Annotated in this window: 17 protein-coding genes; 1 reads left to right on the plus strand and 16 read right to left on the minus strand. The window is 48.2% G+C overall.

Annotated features, from left to right (window positions below):
- Window positions 1–165: 165 nt before the first annotated feature.
- Window positions 166–396, plus strand: a complete 231-nt coding sequence (locus tag M3N64_RS06365; RefSeq protein ID WP_249099793.1) for a hypothetical protein — start codon at window positions 166–168, stop codon at window positions 394–396.
- A 25-nt stretch (window positions 397–421) separates the two neighbouring features.
- Here the strand turns inward: M3N64_RS06365 and M3N64_RS06370 are convergent, their stop codons facing one another.
- From M3N64_RS06370 to M3N64_RS06445, 16 genes are all read right to left on the minus strand, one after another.
- The gene (locus M3N64_RS06370; protein ID WP_249099796.1) at window positions 422–1,315 is read right to left on the minus strand and encodes an AEC family transporter; all 894 of its coding nucleotides are present in this window, start codon (window positions 1,313–1,315) and stop codon (window positions 422–424) included.
- 121 nt (window positions 1,316–1,436) lie between these two features.
- Window positions 1,437–2,396 (minus strand): ketopantoate reductase family protein, encoded by a 960-nt coding sequence (locus M3N64_RS06375; protein WP_249099800.1) that lies wholly within the window; start codon window positions 2,394–2,396, stop codon window positions 1,437–1,439.
- A 359-nt stretch (window positions 2,397–2,755) separates the two neighbouring features.
- Window positions 2,756–4,180, minus strand: coding sequence for a C69 family dipeptidase (locus tag M3N64_RS06380; protein WP_249099803.1), 1,425 nt, complete (start codon window positions 4,178–4,180; stop codon window positions 2,756–2,758).
- A 347-nt stretch (window positions 4,181–4,527) separates the two neighbouring features.
- Complete coding sequence (locus M3N64_RS06385; protein WP_249099805.1) at window positions 4,528–6,297, minus strand: hydantoinase B/oxoprolinase family protein; 1,770 nt, start codon at window positions 6,295–6,297, stop codon at window positions 4,528–4,530.
- Window positions 6,297–8,384: a hydantoinase/oxoprolinase family protein gene (locus M3N64_RS06390; RefSeq protein WP_249099808.1), complete on the minus strand. Its 2,088-nt coding sequence runs from the start codon at window positions 8,382–8,384 to the stop codon at window positions 6,297–6,299. Before M3N64_RS06390 ends, M3N64_RS06385 begins: the two co-directional genes overlap by 1 nt.
- Window positions 8,385–8,472: 88 nt before the next feature.
- The gene (locus tag M3N64_RS06395; protein ID WP_249099812.1) at window positions 8,473–8,721 is read right to left on the minus strand and encodes a hypothetical protein; all 249 of its coding nucleotides are present in this window, start codon (window positions 8,719–8,721) and stop codon (window positions 8,473–8,475) included.
- Window positions 8,722–8,724: 3 nt separating this feature from the next.
- Window positions 8,725–9,987, minus strand: a complete 1,263-nt coding sequence (preA, locus tag M3N64_RS06400; RefSeq protein ID WP_249099814.1) for an NAD-dependent dihydropyrimidine dehydrogenase subunit PreA — start codon at window positions 9,985–9,987, stop codon at window positions 8,725–8,727.
- A gap of 17 nt (window positions 9,988–10,004) precedes the next feature.
- Window positions 10,005–11,351 carry an NAD(P)-dependent oxidoreductase gene (locus M3N64_RS06405; protein ID WP_249099815.1) on the minus strand — a complete coding sequence of 449 codons (1,347 nt, stop codon included), beginning with the start codon at window positions 11,349–11,351 and terminating at the stop codon, window positions 10,005–10,007.
- A gap of 38 nt (window positions 11,352–11,389) precedes the next feature.
- Entirely contained in the window at window positions 11,390–12,925 is a 1,536-nt protein-coding gene (locus M3N64_RS06410; protein WP_249099819.1) for an NCS1 family nucleobase:cation symporter-1, read from the minus strand.
- Between the two features lie 213 nt (window positions 12,926–13,138).
- Window positions 13,139–14,368: a Zn-dependent hydrolase gene (locus M3N64_RS06415; protein WP_249099822.1), complete on the minus strand. Its 1,230-nt coding sequence runs from the start codon at window positions 14,366–14,368 to the stop codon at window positions 13,139–13,141.
- 259 nt (window positions 14,369–14,627) lie between these two features.
- Window positions 14,628–16,001 (minus strand): aminotransferase class III-fold pyridoxal phosphate-dependent enzyme, encoded by a 1,374-nt coding sequence (locus M3N64_RS06420; RefSeq protein ID WP_249099825.1) that lies wholly within the window; start codon window positions 15,999–16,001, stop codon window positions 14,628–14,630.
- A 120-nt stretch (window positions 16,002–16,121) separates the two neighbouring features.
- A complete protein-coding gene (locus M3N64_RS06425) occupies window positions 16,122–17,276 on the minus strand; it encodes a PucR family transcriptional regulator (RefSeq protein ID WP_249099827.1) in 1,155 nt (384 codons plus the stop codon).
- Between the two features lie 226 nt (window positions 17,277–17,502).
- Window positions 17,503–18,672 carry a GNAT family N-acetyltransferase gene (locus M3N64_RS06430; RefSeq protein ID WP_249099830.1) on the minus strand — a complete coding sequence of 390 codons (1,170 nt, stop codon included), beginning with the start codon at window positions 18,670–18,672 and terminating at the stop codon, window positions 17,503–17,505.
- A gap of 218 nt (window positions 18,673–18,890) precedes the next feature.
- Complete coding sequence (locus M3N64_RS06435; RefSeq protein ID WP_249099833.1) at window positions 18,891–19,964, minus strand: M42 family metallopeptidase; 1,074 nt, start codon at window positions 19,962–19,964, stop codon at window positions 18,891–18,893.
- A gap of 596 nt (window positions 19,965–20,560) precedes the next feature.
- Complete coding sequence (locus M3N64_RS06440) at window positions 20,561–21,319, minus strand: DeoR/GlpR family DNA-binding transcription regulator (RefSeq protein ID WP_249099836.1); 759 nt, start codon at window positions 21,317–21,319, stop codon at window positions 20,561–20,563.
- 329 nt (window positions 21,320–21,648) lie between these two features.
- On the minus strand, window positions 21,649–21,913 hold a 265-nt coding region (locus M3N64_RS06445; protein ID WP_249099839.1), incomplete at its 5' end, for an L-rhamnose isomerase.

The raw sequence follows: 21,913 nt of genomic DNA on the forward strand, positions 1-21,913 counted from the left end.
TAAAAATTTAAGCGATAAGACCTATGACCTTATTTCCGATTTCACAAAATCTAAACAGAATCTGTATGTATTTTGTGACTTAAAACTCACGATTTTTATTCTATTTTTATAGATACTAATGATAAACAGGAAGAAATGACCAGTTTTGATAAGGAGCTGATTTCAATGCAGCGTGTACAACCATCCAGCGAACTAGCGTCTGATGTCATTGACTTACTCAGAAAAGAACAAAAACCATTGCGGTCTTCTGAAATCGCCAGGAAACTTAACAAAAACGCACACGATATTCTGGCCATTCTGTTCGACAAGGCCTATCAGAAAATAATCCAGGTGATTATTCATAAGGATGAAACAAACGTCATCTATCCACCTACCTATACCATTCGCAATTTGTAAGATGCTGAGATTCTGAATACGCAAATCAGAACCATGCAAGCAGCACATCAAGCGACAGCGCGCTCAGCATGGTGGTAATCAGTGTGCAGCTGGACACAAACTGCGGCTGTGCATTGAACTGGATGGCATAAAGCGTCGTATTGGCTGCACTCGGCATTGCCGCCATAACGATAATCACGTTGCGGAGCATCGGATCCATAGGGAAAAACAGGCAGACCAGATAAGCGAGCAACGGCGACAAGGCCAGGCGAATGAATACGGCAAGACTGATTCGTCCCCAGTTTATATTGTGAACCGTTACATTGGCCAGCTGCATGCCGAGGATGATCATGATAATCGGAATTGATGTATTGCTGACCAGCTCGATACTCTTCATAAAATTGTCTGGAATATGAACATGAAACTCCTGAAGAAGCAGCGCCGGAATGATGACATAGTTCATTGGCTGTCTTAAGACCGTTTGCAGCGCAAGTTTGGCACTTCCCTTGCCGCTAGCGGCAATGTAAATACCGACAAAACCCATGAGTATGGCATGGAAGATCATCAGCGGCATCGCATACACGACTCCTTTTTGGCCAAATGCGAACAAAATGATCGGCACACCGTAGTTGCCGCTGTTCGCAAAAACAGTGGACAGCAGAAAGCCGCTCGTCTCACTTTTACTGTAACGGAAAATGCGGCATACGAGGACACTGACCACGATAAGCAGAACCATAATGATGATTGCTGTAATCGAGATATAGTAAAAACTGAGATTCATAGGTGTTGTGTAGAAGATATCGAAGACGAGAAATGGCAGCAGCAGATAAACAGCAAGCGTTGAGATCGGCTTGATATCGAGCTTAAAAAGCTTCTGCAAAATAAAACCGCTCACAAAAATGAAAAATACAGGCAAGATGACCTCAATAAAAATCCTCACAGTCTGTTCCCTCTCTCTTCGCGTAACCAATTTAGAAGAATCTTAATTATTTTACCTGTTTACCATGTGAAAGATCAAACTACGTAAAGAAGGCCTGGTTCAAGTGGCTGAGCCGACATCTTTATGCCTCATGCCGGCCGTTTTGTTTCGAATGTTCCGCCAGATGCAGCAGATCAACAAGCAATTCATGGTTTTTCGCGTCCAGACCATGTTTCTTTGCCGTTTTCACAATATGTCCGTTAATATAATCCACCTCAGTCGGTCGTCCGGCAATCATATCCTGGTACATAGACGGGCGATGGAGCGGATTAACTTCTGAACTTTCGTGATCAATGATCTGCAGCATCTCTTCACGGCTCTGCATAAATTTCACACCATCGGCAACGCCCGCTGCATAGCCCTCATCAATCAATCGCCGAGACAGGGCGTCCGCGCCTGAAAAAGCAACATATTCGCCCATGGTAATATCCATCAAAGTGCACAGCGTGTTAATCACTGAGTTCATCAGAAGCTTAGACCATACAGTACCCAAATAGTTGGTCTGCAGAGTCGGATTCATGCCCGCCTTTTCAAATTCGCGAACAACTGCATGAGTGAACGTATCCGGTCGTTCCGTCACATTTACAAGCTGCGTATGCCCGGCGCCCTTTGCGCCCATAAAATCGACATCGCCCGGTGCATTGAGTACAGTCGCAATCAGTGCAATGCCGGCTATGATCCGCTTATCCGGCACATACCTGCGAATGACATCCACCGAACCGATACCATTCTGATTCGTCAGCACATAGGTTGCATTGCCAATGAAATGGCTGCATGCGCGCATTGCTTCTTCAGACTGCATCTGCTTGGTAAAAAGAATAGCCAGATCTGGTGTTTCCGTATAGGCATCCGGCAGAAACACGTTCGCCGGCACTAAATGACGTTTTTGATGATCACGTGAAACGTAAACACCGCCCTGTGCCTGGATCGCCTCATAGCTCGGCAGCCAGGGCTCCACAAAATCCACCTCATTACCCGCCTCCTGCAGCAGAACACCATATCTCAGGCCCATCGCGCCGGCACCAATGACTACTATTTTCATCGTGATCACTCCAATCCGTTGTTTATAAAAAATAATTTGATTTTATCATACACCCATTTCAGTCGAAAATTCTGTGAATTTTCCAGAGATCACATGAAAAATGGATGGATAGAACCAACGGTAAAGTAAGCGGCATCGTGCAAAAACGGACAAAAGCGCCTGGTGCTCAATCTCCGATCATGAATCGTTGATCTGCTCCTCTTGCTGCGGGCGCACCGCGAGCCTCCTCGGGCCAGCTGGAATCTGCGGGGTCCCGCTGGCATCTCGCGCCTCCGCTTTGATTCTCGGTAAAACACTTGCTTTAAACTTTCTTATAAAAAAAGATACCACAGAAAATGCAATTTCCATGGCATCCACACTTACAGATTCTTATCCATTGTAAAAGTCAGTTTCGACAGTGACATGGCTTGCGTCGTCAGCTCTTGCAGCAGCTGGCATGTCTCACTGAGCGCAAGTTCAGCATTCTCATGATTAACATTGCCCAGAAGTTCCTGTATTTTATCAGTATCTTTCCCTGTGACCGCGTCATCTGTTTGTGCAATTTTCCCCAAAAAACAGCTATGCAGATGATCTTTATAATCAAGCACCTGTTTTAGAAAAGCCTGATAATGAGGTTCGACAATCACCGGAATTGTCTTGTACAGCCAATAGGCCGACGAAAGCGAGAGTTTCTGCGGTGTCACTGCGTATGCCTCAGGAACGGCGGTTGTATTCGTATAAAACGGAACATAGGGACTGAACGTACCGGCAAGTGCAATCCATTGAATCCCCGCAATATCATCCGGCATGTATGGCCGGATCTGCAGAATGTGTGAATCCTGCGTTCGGTTGAGTGAAATGGCACGAAATAAGGTACGCTCTGCTTCGTCGCCCGAACCAAGTGGATCGTAAGGCGTTTCCTGATAATGCGAATCCAGAATGCAGGCAATATCCTCAACAGCGATTTTCCGGCTTGCTTTACGTAGAAACGGCAATTCATCGGACATTGGATCCTGTTCAACTTCCGGATTTAAAAATTTCTGTCCGTACCAGACACGCGGCGTGTTGTAATGATGATCAAACAGATTCTGCCGTCCAAATATGTTACGAAAATGAATCGTGTCAAATCCTGTATTCAGGCGGTGTTTTTCAATAAATTCGACTAAATGCGCGGCGATCATAAATTCATCTTTGTTATAAGGATCAATTTCCTGAATCGCCATTTGATTGGCGACAACCGCATACGAATCGTCGGGAATGCGCTGTGCCGCCCAAAGATGACCGGTAGCAATTTCCATGTACCAGACCTCGTGCTTATCGGAAAACAATACCCCATTCGACTCGGCCGCACCGTACTTTTCAACAATCTGGCCAAGCCGCTGCACACCTTCGCGTGCTGAGTTGATATAGGGCAGAACAACCGTTACCATGCAATCTTCTGCAATGCCGTTTTCAACAAGCGGATCATAGCCAAGTACACGTGGATTCGCGTAAATGCTTTCCGTCGCGCTCATGCCGACATTTTTTTCGTTAATGCCCGCATCCTCAAATGTGACATAACGGTCTTCACGATCCGGAATCGCCGTATAGCGATAGCGTTCCTTGGGCAAAGTGATCGTGAATCGATTGCCCGGGGAAACATAGGTTTCCTCCTTTTCAAGAATCTGATGCGGATGCACCATGAATTTTTTCGGGACAAGGACTTCGTAACTGTCTCCATTCCGGGCAATCATTGTTGAACCATCAATTGTCGCACCTTTGCCGACCACAACGGTCGTACAGGCGCCATGTGCACTCATTTTCATGACGCGCTCCCCCTTTTCTAATGGCTATCGATGATCAGTTGCCGCAGTACTGTTACATTTCACGATTGATTCATCGGATCTGTTCTGCAGCGATGAGCAAGAGCATTCTTTAACATAACCATTACAATAGTAGCGCATTTTGGGCACCCTGAACATCATATGTCCCATCAGAACCATGCGTTGCCTGCTCATCCTTTTGGCAGAGACCTGCATCCTGAGTCTATATTTCCCTCCAGCTTGCCAGCGTACACTCATCATCCTTGCAATCATACAAAAAACCTTCGTGATGATCATAAAAAGATCGTCATGAAGGTTGCCGGTTTTGCAGCTATCAATTTCATAAACGATTAATGATGCGTGCCGCGCAGAAGTTCCGTTTCTTCCCAGATAATCTTGCCATCTTCAATCACGACGCCAAATTCCTTCCTTGCCCGTTCCAATGAAATGTACTCATCAAGAACATCAGCAAGAACGGATTCCGGAGCGCGCTCAAACGGATTTCCATAGCCGCCACCGCATGGACCGACAATTTCCAGAACTTCGCCGGCATGCGTTTTTTTGTATGGGACTTTGGAGGGAAGGGATGTTTTCTTGCCTGCGCTGTCTCTGAACACCAGTTTGCTCGGTGTGCCATCGTGCCCGCCGGCAAAACCCCATGGTGCATATTTCTGACCTTCTCCTTCAACGGAGAATCCACCTTCATCCGTAAAAGTAATATCACGGATCGGGCCGACACCGCCCCGGTACTTGCCGGACGCGGACGCGTTATTCGGAAATTCATAACGAGTAACGCTCAGCGGCTGATGCGATTCAATATCTTCAATCGGATTGTTTCGCGTATTTGCGTACAATACGTCGATCGCGTCCATGCCGTCTTTGCCAGGCCGTCCGCCAGAGCTTCCCGCCATGATATCCATGTATACCCAGTATTTTTTATCGATCATGCCGCTATATGCAACCATATACAGATTGCCGATGCCTGCGCAAATCTGGTCGGGCACCGCCTGCCCAAGCGCATGCATGATTGTGTCTGCCAGCGCATTGCCGGGACAGAACCGGGAGATGGTCGGTGCGGGATAGGTTGGATTGACAAGTGTGCCTTCCGGCGCAATAATTTTGATCGGTTTGATCAATCCCGCGTTTTGCGGAATGTATCCGAATTTTTTCGAATCGAGCAGAATCGTTCGAATGGTCAGGTAGACAGCCATATCGGTGGTACCTGGGAATGGCATATTGATCGGACGGTCATCCACCTGATCAGAGGTACCGGTCAGGTCAACGATCATGCTGTCACCCCTGACTGTCAGATTGACTTCGAATTTCAGATCTTTCCGCTTCGGATCCGTACTGTCAAGATAGCCGTCAATATAACCTGTAGAATGGTAGGTACCATCCGGAATCCTGGCAATTTCATGACGCAGCACACGTTCCGAATAATCGATCATGTAATCTCTTGCCGCACGTACGGTCTCCAGGCCAAACTTTTCAACAAGCTCAAGGTAGCGCTGTGCGCCGATTCGGCAGGTCGCAATCTGTGCTTCCATGTCGCCGACAACCATATCCGTCGCACGCACGTTGTCACGGATCAACCGCCAGACCATATCCACCGGCTTTCCCTCTTCATATACCTTGATTGCCTTAAATTGCAAGCCTTCGGCAAAACAGTCAACCGCATCAATAATTCCGATTGACCCGGGAGACAATGCGCCCAGGTCCAATTGATGCGCGGTCGAACAGGAAAAGCCGATCAGCTCATTCTGATAATATACCGGTACGAAGAAACCGCAGTCTGGCTGGTGAGTCGCTCCGTAGAATGAAGAGTTGTGAAGAATGACGTCACCCGGCTTAAAATCATAGCCACGCTCAGCCATGATTTCCCGTATGCCCTGCAGATAACCTGGAATCGGGCCGGACTGCAGCGGTGTACTGTTGACCGATTCACACAATTGCTGCCCATTTTCGTCAAGAAGGGCGCACCCGAAATCATTTGATTCACGAATAATACTCGAGTAAGACATGCGCGCAAGCTTATGTCCCATCTCAATGGCAATATTTTTGAGCGCACCGCTGACAACCTGAGCCGTAATTGGATCAATCGCTTTCTTCGTGTCTACCATCACTCCACACCTCCTGTTTTTACAATGATGCTTCCATTGGAACGCATGACCGCCGTGCATTCAGGCGGAATGACAGAAGTCGTATCCTTCTGAAGAATGATGCACGGACCGGCAAACGATTCGTCAATGGGAAGCTTTCCCTTCGCATAATGCGGTGTATCGAACGACTGAAGCTCACCTCCGGAACGGAACCAGGCCGGAGCTACCTTAACCAGTGCATCTTCCAATGAATGGCTTCCTTCGGCAAAATCCGGATCACCGATTTTCGGCATTTCACCGACACCGGTTACACGCATATTGACAATTTCAATCGGATTGTTCAAAAAAGAGTGGCCGTACTCGCGTTTATGGACCGCATGAAACGTATTCCAAATATCCTCAATGTTGCTTTCGTCAATCACTCCTGAAGCAACCGAAATTCGAAGTTCATAGCCTTGCCCGACGTACCGACAGTCAAAAAAGCGAAGAAGCGAGATCTGACCTGTTTCAAATCCTGCTTCCTGCAGCTGTGCAGCGATTTCTTCTTCAAGGCTGGCAAACCGCTGATTGAGAAAAGCAATATCCGCTTTTTCACTGGACATAAAAATAGTCTGCACGGCATCATATTTTAAATCGGTCGTCAAAAGTCCGGTTGCCGATGTAATACCGGGATAAGGTGGGATAATAACCTCGGGAATACCGAGAATCCTGGCGACTTCCACCGAACACATCGGTCCGCCGCCACCAAGTGCGGCCAGGCTGAACGCGCGCGGATCATAGCCCTTCTGAATCGTTCGCGAACGAATGGCGTTCGCCATATTATTATTAACAATCGTTAAAATGCCTTCCGCAGTTTCATAGAGACCAAGATCAAGTTCATCCGCCAGTTCCTGAACGGCACGTGCTGCCTTTTCCGGATAAATGTCCATTTCTCCATCCAGAAAATGATCCGAATCGAGTCGTCCGAGCACCAGTGTGGCATCAGTTACGGTCGGCAGTTTGCCGCCACGTCCGTAACAGGCCGGGCCCGGGAAAGAACCGGCACTTTGAGGACCAACCTGGAATGCTCCACCCGCGTCCACGTAAGCAATACTTCCGCCGCCCGCCCCGATCGTGTAAATATCGATCATGGGCACCTGCACCGGATAACCCGCAATTTGAGTATCACCGGAAGACGATTCTGAAAAGCCGTTTTCAGTTACAATACCTATATCCGCACTGGTTCCTCCGACATCAAATGTGATCAGGCGCTCATGATTGGAAAGTTTGCCTGCCCATTGTCCGCCGAGTACGCCTGCTGCAGGGCCAGACAACAGTGTCATCACCGGTTTCCGCGCAATCGTTGCGGAATTGGCGACGCCACCATTTGATGTCATGATCAGCAGATCGCAGTCAATACCGGCTTCGTTCAGCCGTGTTTCCAGACTTTCAATATATCCTTTCATCTTCGGACCCACGAAACCGTTCATGCTTGCCGTTGCGAAACGCTCGAATTCGCGAAACTGCGGCGAAATATCAGCAGAAGTCGTCACATAAAATTCAGGATAGTTTTCACGGATGATTTCTTTGACCCGGTCTTCATGCGCAGGATCCAGATAGGAGAAAAGAAATCCGATAACTACTGACTCCACGCCTTCCTTTTTAAACCCGTCAAGAATTCCGACAACCGCCCGCTCATCAAGCGGCACTTTTTCATACGGTTTCCCATCTGCTACCGCGACGCGTTCCGGTACTGTCCTGCGATAACGGCGTTCAACCATTGTGCGGTCCTGCCATGGAATTTCCTGTGCAATCGAATAGTTTTCCGGTCGCTGGTGACGGCCGATCTGCAAAATATCTCGGTACCCTTCCGTTGTGATCAGCGCTGTTTTTGCTCCCTTATGCTCCAAAGCAGCGTTCGTCGCTATGGTCGTACCATGGAATACATGATCAACCTGTTTCTGATCAATTCCGAACCGATTGCACAGCTCCGTAATCCCGCTGACCATGCCAATCGACGGATCCTGCGTGGTCGTCGGTGTTTTGTGGATATGTGAAACACCAGTTTCCGTATCCGTATAAATAACATCGGTAAACGTACCGCCAATATCTACGCCAATAAGCTTCATATTTCCGCCTCCATTTGCGTTGAAAGACTCGTCCCGCGTGATGTGCATCGCTCATATCAGGACCGTGCTGCTTGCCCAGTCCGCCATGCTAACGGGCTGTATTTTCTGATTTTTGTGCATGCACGCGTTTTCTTTCAAAAAGCCTGCTGGTTAAATACCTCCTCCCATCCGCCGTAACCAGATGAACGGTGCCAGGCGGACTTTCCTGCTCCCCTTGTGGCTGAACAGTCACAAAAGTGCCGCTAAGGTTTTCTTCAATGCTTATAATGAGATAACTGCGTTGCAGAATTTGGTCAATCTTCACTTTTTCATTCATAAATTGCGTATGTTCATGCATGGATCAACCCCCGATCGTATGAATCAGATGCTGGCGTTCGTTCCATGTCATCGGAAATTCGCCTGGCTGATCAATCATATGGATCGCTCCTTCAGCAGGACAGACAATGGAGCAGAGGTTACAGCCGACGCAGTCCTCTTCCCGCACCTTCAGCGCGCGCTTTCCTTTGGCATCGACAAACCATTCAATGCATTGATGCGCCGCGTCTTCGCAGGCGATATAACACTTGTTGCAGTGAATACACTGATCCAGATTGATACGCGCGACGCGCTTATGATTCAGATCGAGATCGCCCCAGCTCATGTATTTCGGAACCGACTGTCCCACTAGGTCCATCACCGATGCAATGCCCTTACTGTCCAGGTAGTTATTCAGTCCATCGATCAGATCCTCAACAATTCGAAATCCATGATGCATGGCCGCGGTGCATATTTGTACGCATGAAGCACCCATCAGCATGAATTCGGCAGCATCCCGCCAGTTCTCAATTCCGCCGATTCCCGAGATCGGTACCGAAATATCCGGATCGCGGGCACATTCGGCAACCATGCTGAGTGCGATAGGTTTGACCGCCGGACCGCAATAGCCGCCATGTGTGCCCTTGCCCGCGACGTTGGGAATGGTGTTCCAGGTATCCAGATCAACACCCATAAGGCTGTTGATCGTGTTGATCATACTGATCGCGTCAGCCCCGCCCTGAGACGCAGCATATGCGGTCGCCGTAATATCGGTAATGTTCGGCGTCAGCTTGACAATAACCGGCGTTTCCGCGGCTTCTTTTGCCCAGCATGTTTGCTTCTCCACCAGTTCAGGCACCTGACCGGATGCCGCCCCCATTCCGCGCTCGGCCATTCCGTGCGGACAGCCAAAATTGAGTTCCAGACCGTCGACACCTGCCGCTTCCACTTTTTTAACAATCTCATGCCATTTTTCCCGTTTAGGTTCAACCATCAATGACGCGATAATCGTATGATCCGGATAGTTAACTTTCGTCTCCTCGATCTCCTGAAGATTGATCTCAAGCGGACGGTCCGTTATCAGCTCAATATTATTAAATCCCGCGACACGCTGACTGCCGTAATGCATGCCTGAAAAACGGGAAGTCACATTAATCACCGGCTCACCAAGTGTTTTCCATACCGCGCCGCCCCAGCCTGCCTCAAAAGCGCGCTGTACCTGATAACCTGTGTTCGTCGGTGGTCCGGACGCCAGCCAGAATGGATTCCCTGACTTAATCCCCGCAAAATCAATCCGCAAATCTGCCATGAATCCCACCTCCCATGTTAAACACGGCTCATCAATTGCCTGTGAATGGCAAGTGCGGCCAGCTTCCCCTGCTGAGCAGCCGCAACCACCGTTGCCTCACCGCTTCCGTTGCCGAATGTAACATCACCGGCCGCAAACACGTTCGGGTCCGAAGTCTGAAACGTCCTTGCATCAACCGAAACGATACCATGATCATGTTTCAGTCGGAACGCATCAATCAGCGAAGTATGCCTTCCCTGACCAATCGCTTTGACGAAAATATCCGCCTCCAACAAAAAGTTTGAATTTTCAATTTCTATTGGCCGTCGTCTGCCGCTTCCATCGGGCTTACCAAGCCGCATACGGGCACATTCGACGCCTGTTACTCTGCCTGCTGTATCGCCGATCACTTTCTTTGGCTGAGTCAGCCAGGAGCACGTAATTCCATCCTCTTTAGCGAAACGGTATTCGGCCGGATACGCAGTCATCTCGGATTCGGTGCGCCGATAAATCATTTGCACTCGTGTTGCGCCCAAACGTTTTAACGTGGTTGCAGCATCAATCGCCGTATTACCTGCACCGACGACGATTGCTGTTCTTCCCATGAAACGGTCGGTTACCTGACCGTCCTTCACTTTCTCTATGAGTTCCAGTGCGCTGAAGACTCCGTCGAGTTCTTCGCCCGGAATGCCAAGATCCGGTACGTCCGCCATGCCAACGGCCAGCATCACCGCGTCAAAATGAGTCTGAATAAAATCAGCGGAGATATCGCGGCCGACCGCGATTCCAGTTTTAATCATGACACCAAGCTGTTCAACCTGATCAGCTTCCCAAAGCGCGACTTTTTGTGGCAGCCGAAAAGGGACAATGCCGTACGTATCCAGTCCGCCTGGTTTTTCTCTTTTCTCGTAAATCGTTACCTGATGTCCAAACCGGGCAAGCTGCCTGGCTGCTGACAGACCGGCCGGGCCGGCGCCGACAATAGCAATTTCTCTGCCGCTTGGCTTCCCAGCTTCAAAAAGCTGTGGATGATTTTTCATCGCCCAGTTGGTCGCATGCTTCTGCAGATCGCCAATCATTACCGGGAGAGATGCCTCGCCAAGTACACATGCACCTTCACAGAGCTCCTCAGTCGGGCAGACACGGGCACAGGTTGCCCCCATCGGATTGGCCTCCATAATGACCCGCGCCGATCCTTTCAAATTGCCCGTTGCAATTTTTCTGATAAATGAAGGGACATCAATGCCTGTCGGACATGCCTTCGTGCAGGGCGCGTCAAAACAGAAAAGGCAGCGGTTTGCTTCTTCCATGACCTGTTTTGGTTTCAGATCAGGATGAATCTCATCAAAAACTTTCCAAAGATCCGTGGCAGCAGACGCATTCATAGCAACACCGCCTTTATTTTTTATTAATCATCTTTTTTTCAGACATTTTCCGGATTTTGCTTGATCATTTGCCCAGCCGTATCCTCAGCTGCGGCGGATGTGTCCATTTGCACGGTAATTTCCGCATATTCCGCATCGCTCATACGGCTGGCATCATCTCGCATGAGATAGCCGTAGATGCAGCCGGAAACGAGCAGCCCGATCGTCCAGGCATTGTCCCAAAGAAAATGCAGGCCCGGAACCACCAGACCGATGACAGAAATCAGAATTCCGGCAGCAAATGCATAGATACTTTTCATGTTGAACCCGGATGCATAGCTGTACCGCCCGTTTGGTGAATACAGCTCGGTCAGCGACAGCTTACGCTGGCGCACAAGCCAGTAGTCGGCAATCGCAATTCCGTCAATCGGTCCCAGCAGCGCGCCATAGCCACCGAGAAAAACAAAAATGTAATTCGCAATGTCCCCGACCAGATACCATGGCTGCATCGCAAGAGAAAGCAGTCCGGTAATAATTGCCCCGCCGGCAAAAGTAATTTTGCGCGGCCAAAGATTTTCCGCTGCACGGGCTGGTGCAACAACATTAGCCGCCACGTTCGTGGTCAAAGCAGCAAGAATAATGCCGAAAGTACCGATCAAAATGACAAACGGAGGAAAATGAGCCATCAATGCTGCCGGATCCCAGATCGCCTGCCCAAAAATGACCACGGTCGCAGAGGTGACCGCGACGCCGATAAATGCAAACAGACCCATAGTGCCAGGAAGTGCAATGGACTGACCGACGATCTGTGCCTTCTGGCTTTTTGCGTAACGTCCGAAATCAGGGATGTTCAATGCAAGCGTTGCCCAGAAAGCAATGACGCCGGTCAGCGAAGGGAAGAAAATCGCAAAGAATTGACCAGATGTTGAAAACTTTGAAGGCGCGGAAAGCATCGGTCCGAAACCGCCGGCGGAGACGAGTGCCCAGACTAAGAGTGCCAGTCCGAGGACAATCAGTATCGGAGCCGCCCAGAATTCCATTTTGCGGATGGCTTCCGGTCCTCGGTAAGCGACGATCACGTTCAATGCCCAAAACGCGAAGAATGCAATGAATATATGCCCACTGACATGTTCCCATCCACTCATTGATACAAGCAGTGTGTCAATCGCCGCTCCACCGTACCAGCAGTTAATGCCGAACCAGGCAGCGGCAACCAGCGCGCGGGCGACCGCCGGTATATGCGCCCCCTTCGAACCGAACCATAGCCGTGCAAAGACCGGGTAGGGAATACCGAATTTGGCTCCGGCATGCGAGTTCAGGAGAACCGGAATCAAAACGATCAAGTTACCGAGAATGATCGTAACGATTGCCTGCCACCAGTTCATACCGAGTGCAATCAGACCGGAAGACATCGTGTATGTTGGAATACAGATACACATTCCGATCCACAGGCTGGAAAAGTTGTAAGCGGTCCAGTGGTGCTCCTCCCTCGTCGTAGGCCGCAAATCTTCATTCAGCATATGGCTGTCTTTCAGGCTTTCGGCAGCTTCCGGAGTCAGTGTGACAATCCCGTTTTGTTCCACTTGCGTTTTCATAATAATGCCTCCTTATTGTGGCAAGTTTTATGTTTAGTTTTGAATATTGCGAATTTTATTCCTATATTCAGATGACTTTGTATATTTTCATGTGGCTGCGCCATGCCGTGGGCGATGATCACGTCACTCTTATATGACAATCCTTAAGACTTATATACTTTCGTGAAGTAGCGTCAACTTAAAATGGCGAATAAATGCAGAACCCAGATGATGTCATGCTTCCGTAAGAATTGAGAGCACCGTATCAAAGGCCACATTCACCCCCCTTGCACAATCTTCATAGGCTGTGAATTCATCTTCACAATGGCTTTTGCCCTTTACGCTTGGCACGAACAGCATTGCAGCCGGCAGACCGTCCGCGATATACTGCGCATCGTGACCGGCGCCACTGTACATCCTTTTATAGGAAAGTCCAAGTTCACGTGCGGATTGAATCAGACGGTCACAAAGTCCGTGATCGAACGCGACTGTATTGCGTTCCCACAGCTTCCGGGCGTGAATCCTGCATCCGTCAAGTGATTCAGGAAGGTTCCTGATCGCACGCACAACCTGTGCAACTACATCCGGGTCCTTGTGCCGGGCTTCCAATGTGAATGCCACACGGCCGGGAATAACCGTATGGATATTCGGAGAGACCTGCATCCGCCCCATCGTATAAACAAGTTCATGATCCAGTGTGTCCAGCTGTTTTCGCAGTAATCCGATTACGTCCACAGCCGCAAACAATGCGTCTTTTCTCATATGCATCGGTGTCGTTCCGGCATGATCAGATTCGCCGGTCAGTTCGATTTCATAATTAACCATGCCGACAACGCCTTCTACGACACCGAGCGACAGGCCTTCATTTTCAAGCACCGGACCCTGTTCAATATGCATTTCAAGATATGCCGTTGCCTCATTCAGGCGATGACTCGCGTCGCCCTCATAACCGCTTGCGGCCAGCGCTTCACCGAACGTTACTCCGTCAGAATCCGTGCTGTTTAACATTGCCCGTTTTTCAAACTTTCCGGAAATGATCCCTGAGCACATCATCGCTGGATCAAACCGTGCGCCTTCCTCATTGGTAAAATCAACAAGTGTGAACGGAATTTTCGGTTTGATCTGATGATCATGCAGCGTCCGGGCGACTTCCAGAGCGGCAATGACGCCGAGTGCCCCGTCGAACCGCCCGCCTCTCCTGACGGAATCAAGATGCGAGCCCATAACAAGCGGTGGATGGTCTTCGGTGCCAGCCATTGTCGCATAAATGTTAGCCACATCGTCGACCTTAACGCTCATGCCAAGCGCTTTGCAACAGGAAATGAGATAGTTTCTCGCATCGATGTCCGCTGTCGAAAGCGACAGACGTGTCACACCGTTATGCTCGGTACGTCCGAAATCCGCGAACCGCTCAATTGTGTTTTTCAATCGTTCTTCATTAATTCGAATCTTCTGTTTCTGCAAGAACGATCAACTCCTCGAAAAAATTTTTCTCATTACGATATGCGTCTGAGTTTACAGACATGCCCTTTTTGACATCTTTTTGCCCGGGCATCGGACATCCCTTAACCACCCTATGCAAGGATCACGCGGAAGGAGCTACTGTCCATCTACGGTGTGAGTGTTTTTGCAACTGGGGTGCCACGGGAACAAATTAAGGATTAAAAAATGACATGTGTCTGCATCGATTTGAAAAAATATTTTTTCATGATTGCGCATCATTTTAATTCTGCGGCGCCATCAAGTTCTGCCTGGGAAAAAGATACAGTTTTTCAAAATCAGTCAATGCCTGCTCGAAAAGGTCCATCGCCTCGTTGAGTTCGTCTGCCGTAATAATCAGCGGAGGTGCGATCATCACACTGGATTCATGCGAATACGTGTAAAAACCATGCGCCATAAGCAACCCCACAAATTTGCTCATCAGACCGGCTTTGTCTTTACCATAGTCCATCCCGTAAGCGATCAACGGTTCTTTAGTCGCTTTGTCTTTAACAAGTTCAACCGCGGCAAACAGACCGATGCACCGGACGTCGCCGACAGAGGCAAAACGTTTCAGCTGCTCCAGCCGGTCTGCAAGCACTTCGCCCATTTCAGCCGCATGTTCCACCAGATGTTCTTCTTTATAAATATCAAGTGTCGCACAGCCGATCTGTGTGGATACGGTATGGCCACTGTAGGTCAGACCGGTCATCAGCACATGATCGTCAAAATAATCGGCGATTTCCCGACTGACAATGACACCGCCGAGCGGACTGTATCCGCAGGTGACACCTTTGGCAAAGGTCATGATATCCGGCTTGATGTCAAAATGTTCGACCGCAAACATTTTCCCCGTACGGCCGAAGCCAGCCATCACTTCATCACAGATCATCAGAATACCGTATTTTGTGCACAGTTCACGTACGCCTTCCATATAGCCCTTCGGCGGGATCAGTACTCCGTTACTTCCCGGAATCGTTTCCATGAAAATTGCGGCGATCGTATCCGGTCCTTCATAGAGTATCTGATTGTTGAGCCGTTCAAGATAAAAGTCGGCCGCCGCTTCCTCACTGTCAAAATGGACAGTCTCCCGATACAGATATGGCGTTTCAAACTTGATGAATCCTGGAAGCCCGGGCTCGACGGTAAACCGGCGGCTCTCGCCGGATAAGTTACCGGCGCCAAACGTAGCACCGTGATAGGAACGATAGCGCGAAAAAATTTTATAGCGTCCGGTAAACATACGGGCAATTTTCACCGCATGGTCATTCGAATCCGCTCCCCCATTCGCAAAAAAAACCTTAGCCATATTTTCAGGGGCCACTTCGATGATCTTTTTCGCCAGTTCCGCCTTTGATGCCGTGGCGAAACCGGGTGAGGCCAGCGGGATCTCGCCAATATGCTTAAATTCTTCCATCAATTTCGGGTGATGATGGCCGACATTCAGATAGACGAGCTGTGAACACATATCATAAAATTTCCTGCCCGCCTCATCCCAGAAAAAGATACCGTTCGCTTTTCTGATGATCTTCGGATGGACATCTTTTTGCCTTGTCCAGGAATGCAGGACATACTGCCGGTCATCCGCTTTGATTTGCCGGTCATCAATGTGTTCCATGAAGCGCCATCTCCCATAAAATTTTCTGAATTAACATAATTTAATGATATACCCATTAACGCAGAATACAATGAACATTCAGACAAAAAATAATGTGCACTTGCACAAAGCAGGAACACATCATCTCATCAAGTCTTCAATCATGAATGCCAGCTGTAAATTCGTTTTGACAAAGGGATGGTTCAGATCAGCATCTAAAATCGACTCAATTTTTTTAATTTTATAAAGGACGGTATTGCGATGAATAAATTTTTTGCGGGCAATATTGGCCGTCCGTCCGTCTTCCTCCAGAAACACACGTAAAAAAGAAACAAAATCCGTTTCATTAAGCTGATCATAGCGATACAACACGCCCAGATATTTCTGGTAAAAATCTTCAATCAGCTGTGGTTCGCGAACATTTATGATCATTCCGTATGCACCGATCTCATTATACTCACAGAGCCGCCAATGAGGATGCTTTTGGGCGAGCCTGAGTACAGTCAGGGCTTCCTGATAACTCTTCTTCACTTCCATAATCGGACAGGCGCTGCCTGCGCCAACTGCCGGTTGGAATCCATATTGCCTTGCAGCGCATGACGTCTTAAGCTCCTGCAGCAGATCCGCCAATGGCAATTCAGTGCCACGGATTGGTGACACAAGATAGATGATCTGCGTTTCGTTTCGCATCGACATCAGCAACCCGTATTTTTTTGACAGAATATGCTCGATTTTATAAGTCAGAGAAGCAGGGACGGATTTTGCCGTTCCAGAAGAGCAGATCAGAATCTGAAACAATTGATCGCGTTTTGCATTCAACCGATTTAATTCATGATACACGGATTGGAAATTGGGAGCGGAATGAAACAGAAGTTCAGACAGAATAGATGCAGTCCGCGCTGTCTCCTGTTCCGCTGTCGCCAGGAACTGAATCGTAATTTTAACAAAATCAGCAACCCGATAAGCCCAGGGCATGTCAAACACCGGAAACCGATGTGTATCGGCAAAAACACGTATCTGTTCCGGAATGCATGGAATATAAGGACCGACATTCAGAATCACGCCGGAAGCCCTGCGTTCACAGGCTTTCCGAACCATCGTCATGAGTTTCAGTTCATCGTGATCCATATTGATCCCCGTGGTCACAAGCAATTCGCTTTCTTTAACAAAAGCAAACAGGCGGTCGCTCTCCATCACATTCACGCCGGAAATGCATCGATTCATCCCGTCCTTGCCACCAACAGGCTGAATCGGTGCAAGCTCGGGCAAGGCAAACAAATGATCAAGTGTGACCATCACATAACCTCCTTATTCCTTTGAAGGTTGAATTGAACGTCAAAAAGCACCGGAATCAGGTACATGCCGCCGGATACCGGGTGAGCGATGAACAGTCTGCGAATTAATTACAGATTTAAATGTTATTTTTAAATTTTCGCACATTATAAATCTAACTATATAACCATCCATTGCCACTGTCCACTATCTCAGCGAATACAGGTCTTTTGGCGCAGCATCTGTTTCGCTAAAAACGATCGGATTTCCAGAATGCATAGGATGTTTTTGGGAAGAGGGCCGCATAAAACCTGTGATTCAGAGAAGTGCCCGACAACAGATCTTCCACCAGTTCTTCCGGTTTTCGAAGCAGGATCTCATCGACAGCCACTGCGTCGTTCTTCAATGTCTCAATCGCCAATCTGTTATTTTCAAAGCGAAAAAGCACGTCTTCATTGTCGCTGCGCACAAGCATTGATTGTTCATTTACAGCCTTCTGCTTCATGCGCTGATCAAGAATCAGCAGTATTTTCTTATAAAATGAGTGAGGCTCAAGTATTTTCCACATGACACCATGGTTCGGCTCTTCACGTGCGCCGCATCGCTTAAATAGCCGCCATAGAAAATGATCGTCAGGCACCTGCAGACGAATTTCTTTTCTGCCCGAAGCTGGTCTGCTCCTGAACCAATTCACGAAGCCGCAAACGGCATCCTGATATCCAGGAAGATAGCAGCACTCTACCACATCCATTCGTTCAGCATCAAAAAGCTCCCATCGCAAATAGGCAACCAGCCGCCCATCTTTAAAGGCAGTCAGGAATTCGCCGCTTCTTTTCAGCCCCAGATTGCCTCGCCAGTATGCTTCCGTACGCACCCTGGCCCCGCATCTTTCTTCATTAAATAGGTCATAGATGTGCTTCACTTCGGTGAGATCGGCCGCTTTAAATAATTGCACTTTGCAATGTCCGTCGTGCGAATAATCCGGAAGCCGATCCGCTTCAATAACCAGTGAGGTACCCCGCAGGGAATACCAGCCTTCTTTTTCGTAAAAATCGGGAATATGTGTAAACAGCAGGGAAAGATCAAAGCCGTTCCGCCGCATCCACTTTGTTTGCTGCCTGAGTATCGTACGGACGAGCTGCCTGCCTCTGAATTCCGGCAAAGCCGCAACATTGCCGATTCCACCGCATTTTAACTCCATGCCTTTATAATGAATGAAGAATGGAAAAATCTGAACAGCGGCAGCCAAACGGTCATTCACCCTGGCAACCCAGGTCGTCTCCCGTCCGCCGCATTCTGGATCCAGTCGAATCCGTTCTTCAAAAAAAGCGCGATCTTTCGGAAAAACTTCTGCCCACAAGTCTAAAGCTTCTTCCAGTTCCCGGTCATCGAGAATGGGTCTTATATCAATCGTTTCCAAGCAGTCAACGCCACCCTTCCTGTCTTTATTTTAGATGAGAGAAGCGCCGAATAACAATTGATTTGTCGTACATAGCCGCCCGGGTTAGCTCATTCGTTAAAAAGTGCAGACTTTCTGCGGCTTCCCGCCTGCTGAACGATTCACTCATCAATGATTGGTTCATGACATTCATTTCTCTGGTAAGAAAAACCGGGCAAAAACGCCTGGCTCTTATTTTCTTAAAAACTGCCAATCTTCTCGGCATCAAGTGATTTCAGAATTTCCACGGTCAGATTAACCGCGGAAACGAAATCTTCGTAGGCAACAAAACAGTAGGCCGTATGTGCAAAACGGACTGGTACACTGATGACGACTGTCGGCGCACCCTGATACAGATTGATGACTGCGCCATCATTTCCACCGCCTGATCTTACAGAGCGCTGAGTTGGAATACCGCGCGCTTCGGCAATATCCAGACAATATTTCTGAAAACGTGGATTGACAATAATGGTTGAATCAAAATGACGCAGCATTGGTCCGCGACGGATGCCGGTCTGAATCATGTAATCCGGCATCACCGTGTCATCAGCCGGCGCGCCTTCGAAAACAATCGACAGATCCGGACCGACTTTTTTCACCGCCACCTGGGCACCGCGTTCGCCGACTTCCTCCTGAGCGGACAAAGTGCCAACAACGTCAACATTTAAATCTGTGCCGGCAAGTTCATGAAGCACCTCCGCCATGACCGCCGTTCCGATTCGATTATCAAAAGCTTTACCGAGCAGCAGATTTTTTTCAGCCAAAAACGTAAAATCGACATCTGGAACAACCGGTGCACCCACTTCAATCTTGAACTCCTGAACTGCTTCCTCAGCAGAAGTCGCCCCGATGTCAATCATCATGTCGGCGATTTCCGGCAGTCTTTTTTTCTCCTCCGCAGTCATAAAGTGCGGCGGCGTGCTGGCGATAATCCCGGGTATATACTTCCCGTCACGATTGCGCACACGCACTTTATGAGCCGGAATATTGGCACGTACCCATCCACCAACGGTTACAAACCGCAACATTCCGTTCGGTTTGATCGCCTGTACCATGAAACCGACTTCATCACTGTGTGCGTCAAGCTGCACAACCAGCTGATTGCCCGTGTTTTCATTCCGTTTCACATAAACATTGCGCATATGGTCTTCGATCACTTTTCCATATGGGCGTATGGCTTCAGAGAAAATCGCTGTCACTTCATCTTCAAAGCCGGAAATGCCATTCGCGTTTGACAAACGCTGAATTAATTGCAATGCGTTTTCTTTATCCATTAGTTCGCTCCTCACCAGAAATGTTCGTATTCATTATAGTACAGGATTGGCACTGCTCATAGACTGACTCTCGTTCACCATGTATCAATCAACGCTGCCGAGTGCCCCCATTTTAAAACGGGCTATTTAGCAGCATGCATGTCCCGGAACTTAGAAAAACCGGGCAAAAAGCACCCGGTCCTTACTTCCGCAGGATGCGGTGGCTTCCCTGGCTCGCTGATCCCGCACCGCAGGCGTCTCGCACTCCGCTTTGATTCTCGGTAAGACACTGGTTTACTGGTTTTCATATGAGTCAAAATGATATACTTTCTTATCTTGTTAGAAAACTTGGTTTTGCCAAGCCTCTGGCGTAGGCAAAGATGCCGTCGCACTTATACGATAATCCGCTGAATTTTAAACTTTCTTATAATATAAAAATACGGACTGCCGTTAAGGGTCCGTATTCCTGATACTCTAAGCAAGCATAAACTTTTTAAGTATGATCGTATAAACAAGGCAGAGACCTCACTGTAAGTTTGATACATTTTCCACTCCGGAGTGGTGGTCAGAATGTTTGCAGCTTCAGGCAAAATACGGTGCCTATCCAGTCGTTTCCCCTAATAGATTAATTCGATCTGCTGTTTGCGGGTAAAATTAAGCCATTCATCATTCGGCTTCATGTCAGTGACAAGATAGTCTGCCTGCTTAAGCGGAAGCAAATTAATTAATGCGATCTGGTCAAACTTTCCATGGTCCGCAGTGATGATGACTTTACTCGCCTGTTCAATCATAACGCGCTTTACATCTGCATCAAAGCTGTTTGACTCCATAACGCCCTGTTCAAGCGCCACTCCCTTACATCCGAGAATCGCTGTATCAACATTATATTTCCGTAAAACATCGATCGCATCAGAGCCTACCAGAGAAAAAGAGTAGGGACGCAAATTTCCCCCCGTTGAAATCATTTTCTGATCCTGTGTCGATCCAAGGCGCAATGCTTCAATAGAGTTTGTTAGAATCGTCAGGTTTTTCTTTTGTTTATATAATTCATGAAGAACAGCAAGCCCTGTGGATGAAGAATCGACAACCAATGAATCACCATCCTTAATCAGATGGGCAACTCTCTTGGCGATATACTGTTTTTCCTTCAGATTCAGTGTGTTGCGCTTTGTATAGGAAACTTCTTCATTCGTGTGAGAGTTCAAAAAGGCACCGCCATAAATACGTGTGCAGAAACCCTCCTGCTCCATTTTCTCCAAATCGCGTCGAATGGTTTCCTCCGTCACCTTAAAGAGCGCAGCAAGCTCCGACACAAATACTTTCTTATTCTTCGTCAATTCATTTTTTATTCCCGCATATCGTTCAAATGCAAGCATAGAGAACCCACCACCGAAAAATAGAATACAATCTTATGATCATTTACCGTTGTTATCCTGTTTATTTTATCTTGCCGTACCGTAAGGCGCAACACGCAGATTTTTTGCGCCGCCTTCCTTACTTTGCTCGTCCCCTGACAGCTTACACTGCAATCCTTATATGATATACTTTTCACACTAAAAATTCACAATTAAAAGAGAATAAAAACAGCCTCACCTGCTTTCAAATGAAGCTGTTTTCAAATTCCTGTTCTTTATATTTTTCTCTAAAAGTCTTTTCGTGCATTCCATGAATCAGAATATATCGGAATACATTATTGAGCGGCAACTCATCTTTTCAGCAGAACATCTTTCTCATAGCTGACGATTTCATTTAACCAATCCGCACCGACTGGTACACCGCTTTCCTGGCAGTAGTAATCCCAGACCGCACCGAACGGATACGATTTCAATTCTTCAGTTACAGCCAGGCGTTTCGTATAGTTGCCTTCCTGTTCAGCTTTTTTCAAATCGCTGATCGGAGCCAGCATGGACTGAAGAAGCGCCTTCAGTGTCGCACGCGAACCGACAACCCATGCAGCCAGACGGTTGATG

Origin of the sequence: Sporolactobacillus mangiferae (assembly GCF_023336505.1) — a bacterium.
Classification (GTDB): Bacteria; Bacillota; Bacilli; order Bacillales; family Sporolactobacillaceae; genus Sporolactobacillus; species Sporolactobacillus mangiferae.